This is a genomic window from Streptomyces aculeolatus (assembly GCF_020400605.1).
Lineage (GTDB): Bacteria > Actinomycetota > Actinomycetes > Streptomycetales > Streptomycetaceae > Streptomyces > Streptomyces aculeolatus.
The window spans coordinates 1-17,380 of sequence record NZ_JAINRD010000041.1; the positions used below are offsets into that span (position 1 = coordinate 1).

Genomic DNA, 17,380 nt, shown 5'->3' on the forward strand with positions numbered 1-17,380 from the left:
CCCGCCACACCTCCTCCATCAACATCGACACCGGCAAAACCCGCCCCGGATACAACGCAAACAACGCAAACACCTGACGCGGCTTACCCGCAGACGGAACAACCGACCCCCCATTCACCACACCACACAACGGACCCAAAACCCGAATCTCCACAACACCCTCCAACCGACCCAACACACCACCACCCAGCATCCAACCCCCCACTTGGCCACCACCACACCAACGACTTGGCGCCCACTTGGCGACCCACCACCAACACACGGCACGAGGAAGAGCCGAACTGGCGACCGGTCTGGACATCCACCGCGGTAATGCCCACCCACCCTCCTTCGCCCCCAGCTCACCGGTCCGGTCGCGTGCTAAACCATGGAATCCGGCGCGGCCCCGGAGGTAGACACAGAAGGCAATCGCCGCACAAGGGCCGAGTCTCCCGCATTCCAGATCCAATTGGGGGTGGCGTCGTACTGCACACCGAGTCCGCCCATCTGCCCACCTACCGGGCCCCGAGGAGCGACACCCGCGGTGTCGGTGCGGGGTGAGCCGCTGTCATGCGGCCGTGTGCGCCGCCCTCCACGTGCGCCGCGACGGCCGTGCGAGACCCGTCCTGCCGCGCTGTGCGACAAGGAGACATCGAATGACCACAACTCCCGACCTGCGCGCGGCCTTCACCGAGGTCATGGCAGCGGTACCCACGCCGGTGTCGGTGGTCACCGCAATAGACGGGGACCGCCCGCACGGTACGACCGTGAGTGCCTTCACCTCGCTGTCCCTCAACCCGCCCATGGCCGACGAGCTGGTCAACGGGGGCGATCACGTCATCGTGCTCGGCACCGTCACGAGAGCCGAGTCCAGCGGGCGTACCCCGCTGACCTATCACGCGCGCACCTACGGCACCCACACCCCACACAATCATCCCGTTCGCTGACCGGCGTGGGGTATCTCACGAGTGATGGTCTGATCTCGCCCGCCCCCCGCGTTCCTGTCCGCAACCGCGGCATCATTTCCCGGGCAGCTGACCCTCAAGACGAGAACCGCTTGTGCGTCCGTCGCCTCTATTTGTCCGGCCGCCGAATGTACGTGGCGCTCTCGGCGGCGTAGGCGCACGCGAGGGCGGCGTCTTCACGGCACTCTTCCGGCGAGTACGAGGGCACATGGGGTCGGCCTTCGTTCCACCTCTGCCAGGGGCCGTTCGGGACGAGGAATCCGGACGTACGGTCCACGCCGTGTTCCGCGTCGAGGAGCAGCAGCGCTCCGAGGGCGGTGTCCGCGTGGGAGTAGCGGTCCGGGCGGGGGAGGCTGCGGGCGAGGTAGGAGACCAGGATGTCCGCGTCGGCGGGCGTGCCCAAACGGGCGAGGGCGAGGCAGTAGTTGTTCGCCGAGTAGTCGTCGGGGGTGAGGAGGAGTTCAGAGAGTCGCTCGCGGAATTCGGATCTGCGGGCGACGGCGACGAGCCAGGCCGCGACCATGCGCTCGCGCCAGCCGCGGGAGAGGAGGATGTCCATCGACCGGGGCGTGATCTTGTGGGCATCCCTCGCCAGCCTCCGGGCGAATCTCCTGCGCTCGCGGCCCTGCATGGCCAGGAAGCGTCCGCCGCAGAGTTCGCTGTAGCGCCGGCCCCGTCTGACGTAGTGCCAGACCACGCGCACATGCTCCGGGGGGTCGTAGGCGTAGCCCATGTGTACATTCTGCCCCCGGGGAGGAGATCGGCGGGCGGTGTTGCCGCCGATCTCCGCGCCGCTTCGGGGAGGGTCAGAAGAACGAGCTGTCGCCGCCCAGTTGGACCGCCCCGTAGTACGCCTCGGCGGCGTTGACGCACGCGAGGTGGGAGAGGCGGGAGCTCTCGCGGTCGTCGCAGATGCGGCGCATTTCGGTGCGGAAGCGGCCGTCGATCCAGTTCTTCGTCTCGCGCGTCGGGCTGAGCTGCAGTTCGTGGTCGGCGCCGTAGTTCCGGTAGCCGAAGTCGTGCTGGACGCACGCGGGGCGGAAGACCTCGCTGTACGGGGCATAGCCGGTGGGGACGGAGCAGCCGTCGTTGGTCCAGTTGAACGGCGGTACGTGGGGGGTTTCGGCGAACTCCACGTAGGTCAGGTTCATGATCGCGTCGGCCTGCTCGCGCAGCGTCGGCGCTGCTGCGGGAGCGGTGGCCACCGGGTTCGCCTCGGCGGCCGTGGCGGTGTCGGCGCCCGCCAGGGTGCCGCCGAGGGTGGCTGCTGTGAGCAGGGCCAGGGTGGCGGTGGTGGTCGACAGCTTCCTTCGCAGTGCGGCGACGGGCGCCCGGCTGCGGGGGGTCTTGTTCATGCGGGAAGGCTGCGCGCCGGGGCTGCGATCATGCGGTCCGTGGTGCGGATCCGCCCGTACGGGTCCGGCGGGCCGTCCGGTTGACCGAGCGGCGCCCGCCCGGCGCGGTGCGCGTGTGCGCCCTCCGCGCAGGGCGGGCTCCAGTCACGATCAGGGGGCGTCGAGGGATTCCTCGATGCCCTTCATCTCCTCGTCCGTGACCTCTTGGACCAGACGCCGGCCGGTCTTGTCATCGATACCCTCGCAGGCATCAGGCTTTTCTTCACCGGCGCCCTCCTTGCCCGCCGCGGCGTCCTTCAACTGCTTGGTGATGGCCTCCTTGCAGGCTGCCTCATCCGGCTCGCTGTCACTACCGCAGCCGGCCACGGCGAAGGTCAGAGCCGCCGCAGCCGCAGCAAGAGCGGAAATACGGGCAGTGCGCTTGTGCATGATTCCCCTAGCAAATACGTGTTCGGACCGGTGAATCCTGTCCGACTCCGGAGGCCCGTGTCTTGCGGTGTGACTGTTTGGTGACATGACCGGGACACGATCACAAGGATTCGGAGCGTCAGGTTCGAACCGGGCGTGTGCTTCTACGCGTGTCACTCGAACAGCCCCGCTCCGGGGGTCGGCCGTGCCCGGCGGGCCGAGGCTGGAGTGCACTGCACTCACCCGCGGGAGGACCCGTATGGCCACGCCCGATCTCCGCGACCACGCCGACTTCGAGGCCGCCGACCGCGGCTTCCTCGCCGGACCCTCCGAGCAGCAGGTCACCACCGCGGACGGACGGGTGGTGTGGGACTTCGACGACACCGGCTTCCTCGGCACCTTTCCCGACGACGGCCATCCCGACACCGTCGACCCCAGCCTGTGGCGCCAGGCGAAGCTGTGCGCCCGTGCCGGGCTCTACGAGGTGGCCGCCGGTGTCCTCCAGGTACGCGGGTACGACCTGTCGAACATGACCCTGATCGAGGGCGACCGCGGGGTCGTCGTCGTGGATCCGCTGATCTCCCGGGAGACCGCCGCCGCGGCGCTGGCCCTGTACCGCGCGGAGCGCGGCGACCGGCCCGTCACCGGTGTGGTCATCACGCACTCGCACCTCGACCACTTCGGCGGCATCCTCGGCGTCCTCGACCCGGAAGCCGACGCGGACGTGCCGGTCCTCGCCCCCGCCGGGTACCTGGAGCACTCCGTGGCCGAGAACGTCTACGCCGGCACCGCGATGCTGCGCCGCGGCTTCTACTACGGCGGGATGAACCTGGAGCGCGGCCCCGCCGGGCTGGTCGGCATGGGGCTGGGCTTCACCGCCTCCACCGGTACGCCCGCCCTGCTGCCGGCCACCATGGACGTCACCCACACCGGGCAGACCGAGACGGTCGACGGCGTGCGGTTCGTCTTCCAGATGACGCCCGGCACCGAGGCCCCGTCGGAGATGAACTTCCTGCTGCCCGACCACCGCGCGCTGTGCATGGCGGAGAACGCCACCCACAACCTGCACAACATCCTGACCCTCCGCGGCGCCCTCGTGCGCGACGCCCGCATCTGGGCCCGCTATCTCGACGAGGCGCTACGGCTCTTCGCCGCCGGCGCCGACGTGCTGTTCGCCTCCCACCACTGGCCGACCTGGGGGCAGGAGGCGATGCGCGACTTCCTGACCGAGCAGCGGGACCTGTACGCGTATCTGCACGACCAGACGCTGCGGCTGGCCAACCAGGGATACACCGGCACCGAGATCGCCGAGATCATCGAGATGCCGCCGTCGCTCGCCGCGGCCTGGCACACGCACGGCTACTACGGCTCCGTCAGCCACAACGTGAAGGCCATCTACCAGCGCTACCTCGGCTGGTACGACGGCCATCCCGCCTCGTTGTGGGAACACCCGCCGGCCGAGACCGCCAAGCGCTACGCGGAGTGCATGGGCGGCGTGGACGCGATGGTGGCCAAGGCCGGCTCGTACGCCGACGACGGCGATCTGCGCTTCGCCGCGCAGCTCCTCAAGCACGCCGTGTTCGCCGACCCCGACCACACCGGCGCGAAGAACGCGCTCGCCGACGTCTTCGAACAGCTCGGCCACGGCGCGGAGTGCGCCACCTGGCGCAACTGCTATCTCGTCGGGGCCCGTGAGCTGCGCGAGGGTGTCAGCCGGACCGACATCGCCGCGAGCAGCCTCATGGCCGCCCTCAGCGTCGAGCAGCTCCTCGACTCCGTCGCCATCGTCGTCGACGGCCCCCGGGCGTGGGATCTCCGCCTCACCCTGGACTGGCACGTCACCGACCTCGGCGAGCACCACCGGGCCACGCTCTCGCACGGCGCCCTCACCCACCACCGCCTCGACGGGCATCCCGCGGAGCCGGCCGACGTGTCGCTGACGCTGACCAAGGCCCAGTTGCTCGCGCTGCTGGCGGGTGAGGATCCGGAGGGCATCGAGCACACGGGCGACCTGGGTGTGCTGCGCACCCTGATGTCCGTCCTCGACAAGCCCGACCCGGACTTCGCCGTCGTCACCCCCTGAGGTCGCGCGGGATCAGCCCGCGGGCGGCGGGCCCCAGCCGCCGTGCGGCTGCTGCGGGGGCGGCGGGGCGCCGTAGGGCTGCTGGGCCGGGTACGACGGGGGCGGCTGCGCGGCGCGCTGCCCGGAGCCGCCGGGGCTGCGGTCCAGCACGCCGCAGGCGACCGCGCCGATCATGAGGCCGATGCCCAGGTAGGAGCTGGACTCGCGGATCTGCTGGAACTCGATGCTCTCCACGTCAGACCGCTCAGCCATCATCGGCATCACGAATCCCTGTACCAGGAAGTACAGGCCGCAGACGAAAAGCACCCATCCGAAGATTTTCATACGCGGCACCCTACGTCGGGCACGCGCGTTACCAGGCCGGATTCCGCTTCCCGAAGACCGTTACACGGCACCGGCGTTCAGGCTATGTCGCCCGCCCACTCCCACCGCCGCGGAGCACCGGGCGCGGGCGCATAGGTGGCGCGGCCACCGGAGCCGAAGCGGCCCAGCTCGGTGGGCAGGGCCGCGCCCGCGGCGGTCTCCCGCGCGCTCCAGCCGGTGATGTCGAGCAGCAGCCCGTCCAGGGGGCCGCCGACCAGCTCGGCATAGTCGCGGCCCGGGCGCGGCCCGGGGTGCGGGTCGTCGTGTTCCGCGCCGTAGACCCGGCCGCGCAGCAACTCCTCGTCCCTGTCCATGGCCCCAGCCTCTCAGCCGGCACTGACACTCCGGCGTGGTCGCGTCCGCGGCCGGGGCCGGGCCGGGCGCGCGGCGGAGGGGAGGTGGCCGTATGCTGCGGCCATGGCATGCCGCATCACCGAACTGGTCATCGACGCCGCCGACCCCGAGCGGCTCGCCGCGTTCTGGAGCGAGGTCCTCGGCTACGTCGAGCTCGAACGGGACGACGACGGCACCATCGAGATCGGCCCGGCGGACGCCGGCTTCGGCGGGCTCCAGCCCACGCTCGTGCTGAGCGCGAGCAGCGACCCGCGCCGGGGGAAGCTCCCGCTGCACATCGACGTCAACGCCACCGACCGCGACCAGGAGGCGGAGCTGGAGCGGCTGCTCGCGCTCGGCGCCAGGCACGTCGACGTCGGCCAGTCCGGCACGGAGAGCTGGTACCCGCTGGCGGACCCCGAAGGCAACGAGTTCTGCCTGCTGCGCTCCCGGGTGCGGCCCGCGGGCTGACGCCGCCGCCGGCGCGGCCCGGATCCCACCCTCGGCGTCAGGCGTCGAAGCGGTTGCGGGCGGCCTCGATGTGGTGCAGGTACTGCTGGGTCCAGTCGCACATCGCGTCCACCGTGGCGCGCAGGGCGCGGCCCGGCTCGGTGAGCGTGTACTCGACCCGCGGCGGGACCGTGGGGTAGACCTTCCGGTCGACCAGGCCGTCGCGCTCCAGGGTGCGCAGGTTTTGCGTGAGCATCTTGTGGCTGACGCCCTCGACCTCGTCGCGCAGCTCGCTGAAGCGCAGCGTGCGCTCGCCGAGCGCTTCGATGATCAGCAGCGCCCGCTTGTTGGCGACGTCGGAGAAGACCTCCCGCGCCAGGGAGTCCGCGCGCCTGAGGTCCGCGTCCTCGGGGAGGGCCTTGAGTTCCCGCTTGGTCACCATCTGGTTCCTCAGTAACGAAAAAGTGCGTTCTTCCAGGTCAGCGCTCACTCTCCTACAGTTCTCGAGTAACCACAAGAGAGCCAAGGGAAGGACACTCACCATGGCGGCCATCGACGCCTTCCACCACGGCGTGGCACCCGAGAACGAGTTCGGCTACGCGCAGGCGATCAGGTCGGGCGAGCTGATCCACGTCTCCGGGCAGGTCGCGTTCGACGAGGCGGGCGAGTTCGCGCACGCGGACGACTGCGCCGCGCAGCTGGAGCTGACGTACGCCAATCTCGACAAGGCCCTGGAGCACTACGGCGCCGCCCGCAGCCAGATCGTGTCGCAGACCGTGTACGGCGTGCACCTGCAGCGGAACGCCGCGGCGATCACCGCGGGCAACCGGGCGTACTACGGCGCCCACCGCCCCGCCAGCACCGTCGTCGGGGTCGCCGAGCTGGCCTTCCCCGGGCAGCTCGTCGAGATCGCCGTCGTCGTGGACACCCGGCTGCCGGCCTGAGTCCGCCCCCGGTCACATCCGCTCGGCGCCTGTCCTGATGGCGTCGCGGATGCGGGTGTAGGTGCCGCAGCGGCAGATGTTGCGGATGCCGTCGAGGTCGTCGTCGGTGATCTCCCGGCCCTCGGCGGCCACGCGGCGTACCAGGGCGACGGCGGCCATGATCTGGCCGGGCTGGCAGTAGCCGCACTGGACCACGTCGTGGTCCAGCCACGCCTGCTGCATGGGATGCAGGTCTGCGTCGACGGTGTCCGCGAGGCCCTCGATGGTGGTGACCTCGTCCGTCGCCTCCAGATCGCCGACCGGAATGGCGCAGGGGTTGGCGGCCTTGCCGTTGAGGTGGCTGGTGCACGCCTTGCAGACGTTGATCCCGCAACCGTACTTCGGTCCGGTGACGCCCAGGACATCACGCAGCACCCACAGCAGACGCTCGTCATCGGCCGCGTCGACGGTGACTTGCTCGCCGTTGAGGCGGAAGGTGTGTTCGGGCACGAAAGGCTCCCAGCAGGTCAGCGGACGTGGTCCAGGCCGTCGGTCGGGGACGCGGGAACGGGCGGCACGGTCGGCTTGGGGGTGAAGGAGAGCGTGCCGTGGTTGACCGGGAAGACGGTGGGCATCGTCCCGGTCGCGCGGCCGTACGCACAGGCGACCGCGGCCATCGACGCGGCAACCCCCAACTCCCCCGCCCCACCCGGCTCGTCCGAGGTGTCCGGCATCACGATCACCTGCAACTCAGGCGGAGTGTTCCACTGCCGGGTGTAGAAGTAGTTGTCCCAACTCGCTTCGAGGAAATGCCCCTCCCGCAAGTGGAGGCTCGAGGTCAGGGCCAGCGCAATGCCGTCCATGAGGCAGCCCATCATCTGCGCTTCCAGACCGCGCGGATTGACCGCGAGGCCGACATCGACGGCGAAGACGGCCTTGATGACGCGAGGGCCGCCGACACCGTCGCGGATGGGCCGGCCGACGGTCTCGGGGCGGCAGTCGATCTCCACCAGGGCGGCGCTGACGGACTTGTACTCGGAGTGGAACGCGATGCCCTGCGCGGTGCCCTCGGGCATCTGCCGGCCCCAGTCCCCGGCCTCCGCGGCCTTCTCCAGGACCGCGCGGGAGCGTGCGTCGCGCAGGAAGTCGCGGCGGAACGTGTACGGGTCCTTGCCCATCTTCGCGGCGAGGCGGTCGACGATCAGCTCGCGGGCGCAGGTGACGTCAGGCGAGTAGACGTTGCGCATGCTGCCCGTGTTGAAGCCCTTGTCGGTCTCGTTGAGCAGCCGGGTGGCGAGGCCGAACTCGTAGGGCATCGACTGGCTGAGGTGGAAGAACGTCTGCGAGAAGCCGATGTCGCCGACCGGCAGTCGTGCGGCCATGGCGGTGAACAGCTCGCCGAGGCCGTGGCCGAGGTCGGTGGCGACGCTGGTGTGCCGCTGCTTGAAGCCGAGGACGGCGCCGCCGGCGTAGTCGGCGCGTACCCGCGAGGTGGCCATGGGGTGCGTACGCCCCTGGCGGGAGTCGTCGGCCCGGTGCCACATGAGCTTCACGGGCTTGCCGATCCGGCGGGAGACCTCGACGGCCTCCAGGGCGGCGTCGAAGAACAGCTTGCGGCCGAAGGAGCCGCCGCCCTGGGCGATGTGGACGGTGACGCGCCCGAGGGGCAGGCCGAGCTTGGCGGCGATGGCCTCCTTGGCGACGATCGGTGACTTGAGCGCCGACCAGACCTCCGCGCGGTCGGGGCGTACGTCGGCGACGGCGCAGTTGGGCTCCAGCGCGCTGTTGCTGCGGAAGTGGAAGGTGAACGTGGCCTCCACGTGGGGGGTGAGCGGCGGCAGGCCCATCGGCGGCTCGGCGGCGGCGAGTTCACGCAGCACACTCTGGTCGGACTTGCCCTCGGCGGTGCCGGGCAGCCAGTCGACGCGCAGCGCGCGTACGGCGTCGACGCACTGGCCGAAGGTCTCGGCGCGTACGGCCACGCCGGTGTCGATCGGTACGACGTCGGTGACGCCGGGCATGGCGGCGACGTCGGCGAGGTTGGCGACCGCCCCTGGCTTGCCGTTGATGGTCGGCGGGCGGCAGACCATCGTGGGCTTGGCGCCGGGGACGTCGAGGTCCATGGCGAACTTCTTGCGGCCGGTGACCGCGTCGCGGGCGTCGATGCGGTTGTGGGGGCGGCCGATGACCTTGAAGTCCTCGCGGGCGGTGAGGCGGACCTCCACGGGCTCGGAGCGGGTGGCGGCGGCCTTGGGGGCGAGGGTGCCGATGTCCACGGAGGCGCCGGAGCGGTCGCGGACGGTGCCGTCGTGCAGCGTCAGGTGCGCGGCGGGCGAGCCGAGTTCGGCCGCGGCGGCGGCGAGCAGCCGGTGGCGGGCGACGGCGGCGGCGACGCGGATGGGGGTGTAGGTGGCGATGGTGGTGTTGGAGGCGCCGGTGAGCTGGTTGAACAGCAGCTCGGGGCGGGCTTCGGCCAGCGTGACGCGTACCCGCTCGGGTGGGAGCGCCAGTTCCTCGGCGATGAGCATAGCGGTGGAGGTGGTGATGCCCTGTCCGACCTCGGCGCGGGGCAGGGCGAAGGAGACGGTGCCGTCGGGCTGGACTTCGACGGTGATCAGGCCCGAGGTGGGCAGGGCGGCCGCGGTCATGACGTCGTTGAGGTCGAGGAGTTCGGTGAGGTCCGGCGAGGCGGGCCTGGCGCCGGCCGCGGGGGCGGGTGCGAGTTCGGCGGCGGCCACCAGGGTGGGGGCGGCCAGCACGTAGCCGAGGAACCGCCGCCGGCCGGGTTCCGCCTGCCGCCGCCTGCCGTTCGGTCCGGTCATCGTCCGGCTCCTTCCGCCCGGTTGGCCATGGCTGCCCCGTCGCGGGCCGCCGGCCCGCCGCGGGGAAGTACCAGAACGTACCGGCCGGGCGCTGCCCGGGACAGGGGGCATCCGGCCGCGCGCGGTCAGTCGCTCCCGGCCGGTCCGCCGACGGCGCCGACGGCGAGGGCGCGGGCGGCGTCGGCGAAGAACTCCTCGTCGGCTCCCGGGGCGAGGTCGAGGAGTACGCCCTGGCTGAGGCCGACGAAAAGGGCGCGGAGCGCGGTGACGAGCCGCCGCGCCTGCCGGGGTGTCACGCTGCCGCCGGCGTGGGCCCGGCCGGTGAACAGCGCCGCCAGGTGGCCTTCCTGCTCCTGGATGGTCCGGGCGATCTGGGAGCCGAGGCCGGGGTCGTGCAGCGCCATGTCCAGCAGGGTGATCTGCAGCGCCAGGTCGGACCTGGCCTCCGGGGTGTCGCAGGAGCGCCGGTAGTAGCGGGCGAAGGCGTCCACCGCCGCGAGCAGGTCCGCCTCGCGTGGGACGGCCTGCTCGATCTCCTGGTAGTGGGGGCGCAGGTAGTCCTCGACGAGGGCCGTCAGCAGGCCGCCCTTGCTGCCGAACAGCGAGTAGACGGCGCCGGTGGTCAGGTCCGCGTGCTCGGCGATGTCCTCCAGCCGGGCGCGGTGGCCCTCCCGGGCCACGAGCTGGAACGCCGCGTCGAGCAGGGCTCGGCGGTTGCGCTCCTTGTTCTCCGCTCTCGTCCTTCTCATAATTTGGTTATTCTAGTAATCAGGTTACGAGAAGGAAAGGGGGCGGCTCATGACCGGGAGGCTCGGATCCGATGTCGCGCCGGCGACGGCGGGGCGCGCGGCGGGGATCGTCGCCGACGGGGTGTTCAAGGTGCTGCTGGGTGCCGGGTACGTCGCCGGCCACGGCTGGCTCGGCGAGCGGCTCGGCGTGGCCGGGTGGCTGCCGGTGCTCGCGGGGGTGGCCCTGCTGGCCGGCGGTGCGGTGGAGCTGGCGCTGGTGCGCCGGCGGGCGGAGGGCGCGTACATCCGGCTGATGGCCGGCTACGACGCCGGGTGGCTGCTGGCGACGCTCGCCGGGCTGCTGGTGGCGTGGATGGGCGGCAGTGCCGGGGGCGAGGTGTGGGTCGGGTATCAGACGGCGGCGGCGCCGGTGCTCGGTGCGCTGCTCGCGGGCGCGCGTTCCGTACGGCCGGCTGCTCCCGTGCGTACGGCGGGTTCCGCCGCCTGACGCGGGTGCCCGTCCGGGTCCGGCGCGTGCGGCTCCGTCTGCCGCGGGGATTCCGCGTCGGGCAGCAGCGCGCGCAGGCCGGCGAACCACGTGTCCAGGTCCGCCGCGCGCAGCAGCCCCGTGCCGATCAGCAGGCCCCGGTAGCCGGCCGCGAGGAGGGCGGCGGCCTCCTCGGGGGTGGCGATGCCGCCGGCGCTGACGGTCAGCCCGGCACCCGCGGCCCGCACACGGGGCAGCAGGTCGTGGCTGCGGTCCAGGTCCGGTTCCGTGCTCCCGCGCGTGCGGACGTCCTTGTTGTTCACGGCGACGACGCAGGCCTCGGGCCGGGTGAGCGCGGACAGCTCGGCGGCGGAGGTGATCTCGACGAACGGGGTGACGCCGTGGGACAGGCAGGCGTCGACCAGCGTCGCCATGAGCCGGTGCGGCAGGATGGTGGCCGCGAGCAGCACGGCGGCCGCGCCCGCCTCGGCGGCCTGCCTGATCTGCTTCTCCTTGGTGAAGAAGTCCTTGACGAGGACGGGCAGCGAGGTCTCCGCGACCACCTCGTCCAGGAGCCGGGACGTGCCGCCGAACCACGAGCCGGTGACGACGGACAGCGCGGGCGCGCCCAACTCCTCGTAGCGGCGGACCAGGTCGCCGGCGGTACGGTCCTGCAGCAGGTCCGCGCCGTCCGCTACGGACCGCTCGACCTCCATGATCACCGGCAGTTCGGCGACGGCGAGCGCGTCGCCGAAGCGCTGGTCGGCCGGGCTCGTGCCGGCCGTGTCAGCGGGGAAGGGCATGCTGTTCCTCCTGGAGGGCCTGCCGCCGCCCCGTGTCCCGGGCGCGGCGGATGTCGCCGACGAGCGCCGGCGAGAGCTGTCCGGCGCCGTCGCTGGGCGCCGCTGTCGACGTCGGGGCTCAGCCCTTCCGCGCGGCCGCGTCGGCGTGCAGCGAGCCGGCCACCAGCCGGGTGCTGTCCGGGTCCGCGAAGATGCCGGGGTGGGCGCCGCGCATGCCGTCGAGCACCCGTTCGTACGGCAGGTCGTCGAATTCGCCGTGCTCACGGACGACTTCCATGTGCCGCATGCCGTCAGCGCCGTACGGGTGGTGGACGCTGTCGGTTCTGCCGTCGAAGTCGAGGGGGCGCATGCCGTGCAGGCGGCACAGCAGCCGGTTGAAGACGGGGGTCGCGCGCACCCAGGCGCCGTCGAGGTGGACGGTGGTGAGGGCGTGGTAGCGGAAGACGTCGCCGACGAGCCGGCGCAGCGCGGGCGACGGCAGGTGGTTGCGCACGTCGGTGAGCACGAGCCGTGCGGGGATGCCGACGGCGCGCAGGGCGGCGGCGTAGAGCACGCACTTGTGGATGCACATGCCTTTGCCGGTACGGGCGACCTCGCCGGCGGTGACGCCGGTACGGGACAGGTCCACGCCGTGGACCTCGTAGTCGATGCCGTCGCGCACGGCGTAGTAGAGGCGTACGGCCGCGTCCCTGCTGTCGAGCCCGTCCTGCGGGAGGGTGCGGCGGACGAAGTCGCGGACGTCGGGGTCGTCGGAGTTCAGGAACTCGGTGGGGGCGAGGGCGTTTTCCAGTTCTGTGGTCGTCATCGGTGTTCTCCCGCATCAGGCGGCGCGCCCCAGGCCGAGCGTCGCGGCTATCCGGTCGGCGACGAGTTTCGCGGTCGCCAGGTCCGCGGTGACCTTGCGCCCCGCGGTGAACTTCTCCGCTGTGTCGTAGAGCCACTTCCTGGACATCTCCAGGCCGATCTTCATGTCGACGATCCGCTTGGCGACTGCCTGGAAGCCGCCGACGGACCGGCCGAAGGCGCTGCGCTCCCCCGCGTACGCGACGCAGCGGTCGAGGCGGCGGCGTATCTCGCCGGTGCCGACGATGAAGCAGCACAGGATCTCCCACGTCCTCACGTGGTCCAGGACGAGGAGGCCGGCGCCCACGCGGCCGAGGATGTGGGTCCTGGGTACCCGGCAGTCGTCGAGGAAGAGCGAGCACAGCGGTGCGGACTTCAGCCCCGTCCCCTCGACGGGGTCGCCGAAGGTGAGGCCGGGTGTGTCGCGTGCCACCAGGAAGGCGGTGACGCCCAGCGGGCCGGCGGCGGGTTCTGTCCTGGCGTAGACGACGACGAGGTCGGCGACGGGCCCGTTGCCGACGAACGCCTTGGCGCCGCTGAGGCGGTAGCAGTCGCCGTCGGCGGTCGCGGTCGTACGCATGCCGAGCGCGTCGGAGCCGGAGTCGGGTTCGGTGACGGCGTGGGTGCCGACGGCGGTGCCGGCGCAGACCTGCGGCAGGTGGGCGTCTTTGAGCGCGGTGGAGCCGAAGCGCTGGAGGGCGACGCCGGTGCTCACCATGTGGGTGGTGATGCCGAAGTTCAGTCCGGTGTTGCGGCAGCAGCGGCCCAGTTCCTCCAGCACGTACATCGTGGTGAGGAGCGACTGCCCGAGGCCGCCCCACTTCTCGTCGAAGGGCAGGCGCAGGATCCCGGATTCCATGACGGCGAGCCAGGGTTCGCGCGGAAAGGCCGGTTCCCGGCCGTAGCGGGGGCGGTCCTCGTCGAACTTCCCGAACCACAGGCTGATCCCTTCCTTCAGCCTCTCGTCGTCCTTCGACCAGGCGATCACGGCGGGCTCCTTCGCTCGGGCGTGCTCGTATCGCTGCCGGCGGTCAGTCGTTTCCCCGGTCGACGTGGCGGGCGTCCTTCTGCCACGGTCAACTTTCCGCTCCCTCCGCGGTGTTCTGCTCCTCGGGTAGGCGGCCGGTCCGGGGCCGCAGTCCGGTGACGAACTGCTCGACGTCCCGCAGGAGGTCCCCGCCCTGCTGGTGGGCCTGCGCGATACGGCCGACGAGGGCGCTGCCGACGATCGCGGCCTCGGCGCCGAGAGCCCCGACCGTGCGTACGTCGTGGCGCGTGCGCACCCCGAAGCCGACGGCGACCGGTGCGGCGCCGGTGCGCCTGAGGGCGCGAACGGCGGGGCGCAGGCGGACGGGGTCGGGCGGCGGGGCGGTGCCGGAGCGGCCGTGGGTGGCGACGAGGTAGACGTACGCGGTGGAGCGCCGGGCGGCCCGCGCCAGCACTTCCCCGGGGGAGTCGGCGTAGCAGGTGGTGACGACGCGCTGGCCGGTCTGCTCGGCGGCGTCCCAGTAGGCGGCGGTGGCGCGCGGCGGCAGGCCGTGCAGGAGTACGGCGTCGGCGCCCGCGGAGCGGCTGCGGCGCAGGAACGGCTCGATGCCCAGGGGGCGTACGGTGTGCCGCCAGTCGGCGAGCAGCGCGACCTTGGTGTGCCGCAGCCGGGGCCGTACGCGCTCCAGGAGGTCCATCACCTCGTCCGCCCCGGTGCCGGCGGCGAGCGCCCGCCGGGCGGAGGCGCGGATGACGGGGCCGTCGGTGACGGAGTCGGGGAAGGGGACGGCGAGTTCGGCGCAGTCGACGCCGAGGCGGTCGAAGAGCAGCAGCAGGTCGCGGGTGTGCTCCAGGCCGGGGTCGCCGGCGTTGAGGAAGAGCGCGAGGCCGGGGTCGCGGGACGTGCGGCCGGGGAAGAAGGGGCTGTCGGGGGGCCGGGGCCGCGGGCTGCGGGCGAGGTGGTGGCTAGGCGCGGACACCGGCCACCTGCCTCGCCGTCTCGGGCCGGCGGCTTGCGCGCAGCCGCTCGACGAGCCGTACCGCGGCGCCTTCGCGGAGCGCGTCCTCGGCGGCGTGGAACGCCTCTGCGAGGCTCCGGTCGGCACCCGCCGCGAGGGTGGCGACGGCGGCGTTGAGGCAGACGGTCTCCCGGGCGGCGACGGGGCCGCCGCCGCGCAGCAGCGTCATCAGGTGCGTCTCGACGGGCTCGCCGGGGCCGGCGGGTCGCAGGTCGGCGAGGGTGCCGGCGTACGGCCGCCCGTGGCCGGCGAAGCCGGGTGCGACCGTGGTTTCCGACCGGCTCGGGCCGGGTCGTACGGTGTTGGCGGCGAAGCTCAGCAGCTCGTCGGCGCCGAGGTCGTTGCGGGTCAGCCAGAGGGCGCGGCCCGGGCGGCGGTCGGCGACGCGGGCGGCGACGGCGTAGAGGCCCGGGTCGGAGACGCCGGTGAGCTGGGCGCTGACGGGTATCGCGGCGAGGAACGGGTCGAGGCGGTCGAAGGCGCCGCCGACCTCCTTCATCCCGTACGGCAGGATCGCGCGCGCCAGCCGGGTCAGCTCGACGGGGTGGACGAAGCCGCCGGCGAAGGCGATGCCGTACGCGGCGAGCATGTCCTCGCACTCGGCGTAGCTCGCGGCGGCGGCGATGCCGAGGCGCTCCAGGGTGTCGAGGGAGCCGGAGCGGCCGGTGCAGCCGCGCGAGCCGGTCTTGACGACGCGGACGCCGGTGGCCGCGGCGAGCAGGGCGGCGGCGGTGGTGACGTCGAACGTACCCGGGCCGCCGCCGGTGCCGACGAGGTTGACGGTGCCGGGCCAGGTGGCGGGGAGGCGGTCGCGCCGGGCGTCGAGCGAGTCGAGCAGGGCGACGACGGTGTCCGCGCCGGGCAGCCGGGTGCTGAGGGAGGCCGTGACGCCGAGGGCCTCGCCGGGGAGGAGGGCGTTGTCCTCGGCCCGCTCCCACAGGTCGTGCCAGCTTCCCTCGTCCACCCGGCGGTGGGCGACGAGCGCGAGCAGTACGCCGGGGGGCATGGTCAGCCGACCTTCGCCGTCGTGACGGCGGCGGCCACGAAGGCGTCGATCGACGCCGCGGTGCGGAAGTTGTCCGGCACGACGTCCGCGGCGTCGATGTCGAGCGCGTACTCGTTCTCCAGCCAGCTCACCAGGGTGAGCAGCGCGAGGCTGTCGATCACGCCGTTGCGGAGCAGGTCGTAGTCGTCGGCCAGCTCGGCGGGCGCGGTGCCCAGCTCGTACTCCTCGACCAGGTGGCGCTTGATGGCGTCGATGCGGGACATCCTTCTTCCTTCCTCGTACGGGTTCCGCTCAGAGGCTGTTCGCCACGGTGCGGCGGTCGATCTTCCCGGTGGCGGTACGCGGCAGCGGCGCGTCGACGAACTCGATGCCGCTGGGGATGCCGGCCCGCGGCAGCTCCGCGGCGACGTGCTCGCGCAGCCGCAGGCTGTTGAGCAGGGAACCGGCGGCGCGGTGGACGACGGCGTGCAGCCGCTTGCCGGTGCGCTCGTCCGGCAGGGCGACGACCACGGCGTCCGCCACCTCGGGATGGGAGCGCAGCGCGCCTTCGACGGCGGCGGTGTTGATGCGGATGCCGCGGACCGTGACCATGGAGTCGCTGCGGCCGTCGAGGGTGAGCACGCCGTCGGGGTGGCGGGTCACGACGTCGCCGGTGCGGTAGTACGGGCCGGGCGTCACGCCGTCGGGATGGCCGACGAACGCCGCGGCGTGCTGCGCCGGGTCGAGGTAGCCGCTGGTCTGGAAGGGCGAGGTGACGATCAGTTCGCCGCGCCCCGGCCCCGCGACGACGGTGCCGTCCTCGGCGACGATGTCCGCACAGACGCCTTCGACGGCGCGGCCGATCGGCACGGTGCCGTAGCGGCCGGGATCGCCGGCGGGGTCGATCTCGTGGACGAAGGTGTCGTTGGTCTCCGTACAGCCGTAGACGTTGCGCAGACGCGCCCCGGGAAAGAGGCGGGGCAGCGCGGCGAGGCCGCCGGGGGACAGTGAGTCGCCGGTGACGAGGACCTCGCCGACGGCCGCGAACTCGTCGCCGCGGGCCTGCTTCTCGGCGGCTGCCAGGAGCTGGAAGAGCATCGGCACGCCCTGGACGACGTCCACGGGGCACTGCTGGAGGAGCGCGAGCAGGTGGCCGGGGTGGGCGGTGCGCTCCTGCTCCACCAGTACGACCTGGCCGCCGTGGGAGAGGGTGGTCCAGACGTCGAGCAGGCTGATGTCGAAGTTGAGGGGCGCGTAGCTCAGTACGGACGTGCCGACGCGGATGCCGAACGTCGACGCGGACCATTCGGCGAAGGCGCCGACCGCCGCGGCGGGCAGCGGCACCGCCTTGGGGAGGCCGGTGGACCCGGAGGTCGTGAGGATCAGCGCGGTCCCGTCGGGCACACGGACCGCTGCGGGCCTCGCGGCGACGGCCGCGTCCGCCGTGCCGGTGGTGAGGGTGCGGGGGTCGGGGAGCACGAGGGCGCCGGTGTCGGCGAGGAGCGTGCGCAGCGCCTTGTCCCCCACGTCGGCGGGGGGCACCAGCACCGGCCTCGCGGCGCGCATGCAGGCCAGCAGCACGGCGGTGGTCTCCGGGGACTTCGCGGCGACGGCGGCGACGGGGATTCCCTCCGGAACGCGCAGCGCGGCGATGCTCTTCTCCGCGGCGCGGGACATCGCCAGCAGGTCCCGGTACGACACCGTACGGCCCTGCCAGAACAGGGCGGGGTTCTCCGGGTGCCGACGCGCGACCGTCGCTATTCGTTCCGCCAGCGGGAGAGCCATGCGGGAATCCTCCAGATTCCTGTTCGACGTGCATTCCGCCCGCACCAGGATGGGAACAGATC

General features: G+C 72.3%; 22 protein-coding genes. 5 read left to right on the top strand and 17 right to left on the bottom strand.

Features of this window, described 5'->3' with window-relative positions; genetic code table 11:
- On the bottom strand, positions 1 to 154 hold a 154-nt coding region (locus tag LG396_RS37510; protein ID WP_225798155.1), incomplete at its 3' end, for a helix-turn-helix domain-containing protein.
- A gap of 481 nt (positions 155 to 635) precedes the next feature.
- Here LG396_RS37510 and LG396_RS37515 point away from each other — a divergent pair.
- Positions 636 to 926 carry a flavin reductase gene (locus LG396_RS37515; protein ID WP_225798127.1) on the top strand — a complete coding sequence of 97 codons (291 nt, stop codon included), beginning with the start codon at positions 636 to 638 and terminating at the stop codon, positions 924 to 926.
- A gap of 127 nt (positions 927 to 1,053) precedes the next feature.
- Here LG396_RS37515 and LG396_RS37520 read toward each other — a convergent pair whose 3' ends face one another.
- The 3 genes from LG396_RS37520 to LG396_RS37535 all read right to left on the bottom strand — a co-directional run bounded on the left by LG396_RS37520 (position 1,054) and on the right by LG396_RS37535 (position 2,728).
- The gene (locus tag LG396_RS37520) at positions 1,054 to 1,677 is read right to left on the bottom strand and encodes a DUF6000 family protein (RefSeq protein WP_225798128.1); all 624 of its coding nucleotides are present in this window, start codon (positions 1,675 to 1,677) and stop codon (positions 1,054 to 1,056) included.
- A gap of 73 nt (positions 1,678 to 1,750) precedes the next feature.
- A complete protein-coding gene (locus LG396_RS39540) occupies positions 1,751 to 2,299 on the bottom strand; it encodes a phospholipase A2 (RefSeq protein WP_018841003.1) in 549 nt (182 codons plus the stop codon).
- Between the two features lie 150 nt (positions 2,300 to 2,449).
- Positions 2,450 to 2,728 carry a hypothetical protein gene (locus LG396_RS37535; protein WP_027746289.1) on the bottom strand — a complete coding sequence of 93 codons (279 nt, stop codon included), beginning with the start codon at positions 2,726 to 2,728 and terminating at the stop codon, positions 2,450 to 2,452.
- Between the two features lie 238 nt (positions 2,729 to 2,966).
- On the opposite strand from LG396_RS37535, the gene LG396_RS37540 reads away from it, so the two are divergent.
- Positions 2,967 to 4,790, top strand: a complete 1,824-nt coding sequence (locus LG396_RS37540; RefSeq protein WP_225798129.1) for an alkyl/aryl-sulfatase — start codon at positions 2,967 to 2,969, stop codon at positions 4,788 to 4,790.
- A gap of 12 nt (positions 4,791 to 4,802) precedes the next feature.
- Here the strand turns inward: LG396_RS37540 and LG396_RS37545 are convergent, their stop codons facing one another.
- Both LG396_RS37545 and LG396_RS37550 read right to left on the bottom strand, forming a co-directional pair.
- Positions 4,803 to 5,114 (bottom strand): hypothetical protein, encoded by a 312-nt coding sequence (locus LG396_RS37545; RefSeq protein ID WP_018841006.1) that lies wholly within the window; start codon positions 5,112 to 5,114, stop codon positions 4,803 to 4,805.
- Between the two features lie 77 nt (positions 5,115 to 5,191).
- Positions 5,192 to 5,467, bottom strand: coding sequence for a hypothetical protein (locus LG396_RS37550; protein WP_037752333.1), 276 nt, complete (start codon positions 5,465 to 5,467; stop codon positions 5,192 to 5,194).
- Between the two features lie 103 nt (positions 5,468 to 5,570).
- On the opposite strand from LG396_RS37550, the gene LG396_RS37555 reads away from it, so the two are divergent.
- On the top strand, positions 5,571 to 5,957 hold the full coding sequence (locus LG396_RS37555; RefSeq protein WP_225798130.1) for a VOC family protein: 387 nt from the start codon (positions 5,571 to 5,573) through the stop codon (positions 5,955 to 5,957).
- A 37-nt stretch (positions 5,958 to 5,994) separates the two neighbouring features.
- On the opposite strand, the gene LG396_RS37560 is transcribed toward LG396_RS37555, so the two are convergent.
- Complete coding sequence (locus LG396_RS37560) at positions 5,995 to 6,378, bottom strand: winged helix-turn-helix transcriptional regulator (RefSeq protein ID WP_225798131.1); 384 nt, start codon at positions 6,376 to 6,378, stop codon at positions 5,995 to 5,997.
- Between the two features lie 100 nt (positions 6,379 to 6,478).
- On the opposite strand from LG396_RS37560, the gene LG396_RS37565 reads away from it, so the two are divergent.
- Complete coding sequence (locus tag LG396_RS37565; protein ID WP_225798132.1) at positions 6,479 to 6,880, top strand: Rid family hydrolase; 402 nt, start codon at positions 6,479 to 6,481, stop codon at positions 6,878 to 6,880.
- Between the two features lie 12 nt (positions 6,881 to 6,892).
- On the opposite strand, the gene LG396_RS37570 is transcribed toward LG396_RS37565, so the two are convergent.
- From LG396_RS37570 to LG396_RS37580, 3 genes are all read right to left on the bottom strand, one after another.
- Positions 6,893 to 7,369, bottom strand: coding sequence for a (2Fe-2S)-binding protein (locus LG396_RS37570; protein ID WP_225798133.1), 477 nt, complete (start codon positions 7,367 to 7,369; stop codon positions 6,893 to 6,895).
- A 17-nt stretch (positions 7,370 to 7,386) separates the two neighbouring features.
- Positions 7,387 to 9,681, bottom strand: coding sequence for a molybdopterin cofactor-binding domain-containing protein (locus tag LG396_RS37575; protein ID WP_225798134.1), 2,295 nt, complete (start codon positions 9,679 to 9,681; stop codon positions 7,387 to 7,389).
- 125 nt (positions 9,682 to 9,806) lie between these two features.
- The gene (locus LG396_RS37580) at positions 9,807 to 10,430 is read right to left on the bottom strand and encodes a TetR/AcrR family transcriptional regulator (protein ID WP_225798135.1); all 624 of its coding nucleotides are present in this window, start codon (positions 10,428 to 10,430) and stop codon (positions 9,807 to 9,809) included.
- 49 nt (positions 10,431 to 10,479) lie between these two features.
- Here LG396_RS37580 and LG396_RS37585 point away from each other — a divergent pair, with 49 nt between their 5' ends.
- On the top strand, positions 10,480 to 10,917 hold the full coding sequence (locus tag LG396_RS37585; protein ID WP_225798136.1) for a hypothetical protein: 438 nt from the start codon (positions 10,480 to 10,482) through the stop codon (positions 10,915 to 10,917).
- On the opposite strand, the gene LG396_RS37590 is transcribed toward LG396_RS37585, so the two are convergent.
- The 7 genes from LG396_RS37590 to LG396_RS37620 all read right to left on the bottom strand — a co-directional run bounded on the left by LG396_RS37590 (position 10,821) and on the right by LG396_RS37620 (position 17,318).
- Positions 10,821 to 11,699 (bottom strand): beta/alpha barrel domain-containing protein, encoded by an 879-nt coding sequence (locus LG396_RS37590; RefSeq protein ID WP_225798137.1) that lies wholly within the window; start codon positions 11,697 to 11,699, stop codon positions 10,821 to 10,823. The two genes, LG396_RS37585 and LG396_RS37590, sit on opposite strands and share 97 nt — an antisense overlap.
- 118 nt (positions 11,700 to 11,817) lie before the next feature.
- Positions 11,818 to 12,504 (bottom strand): transglutaminase-like domain-containing protein, encoded by a 687-nt coding sequence (locus LG396_RS37595; RefSeq protein WP_037752074.1) that lies wholly within the window; start codon positions 12,502 to 12,504, stop codon positions 11,818 to 11,820.
- A 15-nt stretch (positions 12,505 to 12,519) separates the two neighbouring features.
- Entirely contained in the window at positions 12,520 to 13,530 is a 1,011-nt protein-coding gene (locus LG396_RS37600; RefSeq protein WP_225798138.1) for an acyl-CoA dehydrogenase family protein, read from the bottom strand.
- 88 nt (positions 13,531 to 13,618) lie between these two features.
- Positions 13,619 to 14,509, bottom strand: a complete 891-nt coding sequence (gene trpA / locus LG396_RS37605; protein ID WP_225798139.1) for a tryptophan synthase subunit alpha — start codon at positions 14,507 to 14,509, stop codon at positions 13,619 to 13,621.
- Positions 14,496 to 15,554, bottom strand: a complete 1,059-nt coding sequence (locus tag LG396_RS37610) for a hypothetical protein (RefSeq protein WP_225798140.1) — start codon at positions 15,552 to 15,554, stop codon at positions 14,496 to 14,498. Before LG396_RS37610 ends, trpA begins: the two co-directional genes overlap by 14 nt.
- Positions 15,555 to 15,556: 2 nt before the next feature.
- Positions 15,557 to 15,817 carry a phosphopantetheine-binding protein gene (locus LG396_RS37615; RefSeq protein ID WP_225798141.1) on the bottom strand — a complete coding sequence of 87 codons (261 nt, stop codon included), beginning with the start codon at positions 15,815 to 15,817 and terminating at the stop codon, positions 15,557 to 15,559.
- 28 nt (positions 15,818 to 15,845) lie between these two features.
- Positions 15,846 to 17,318: an AMP-binding protein gene (locus LG396_RS37620; protein WP_225798142.1), complete on the bottom strand. Its 1,473-nt coding sequence runs from the start codon at positions 17,316 to 17,318 to the stop codon at positions 15,846 to 15,848.
- Between the last annotated feature and the right edge of the window lie 62 nt (positions 17,319 to 17,380).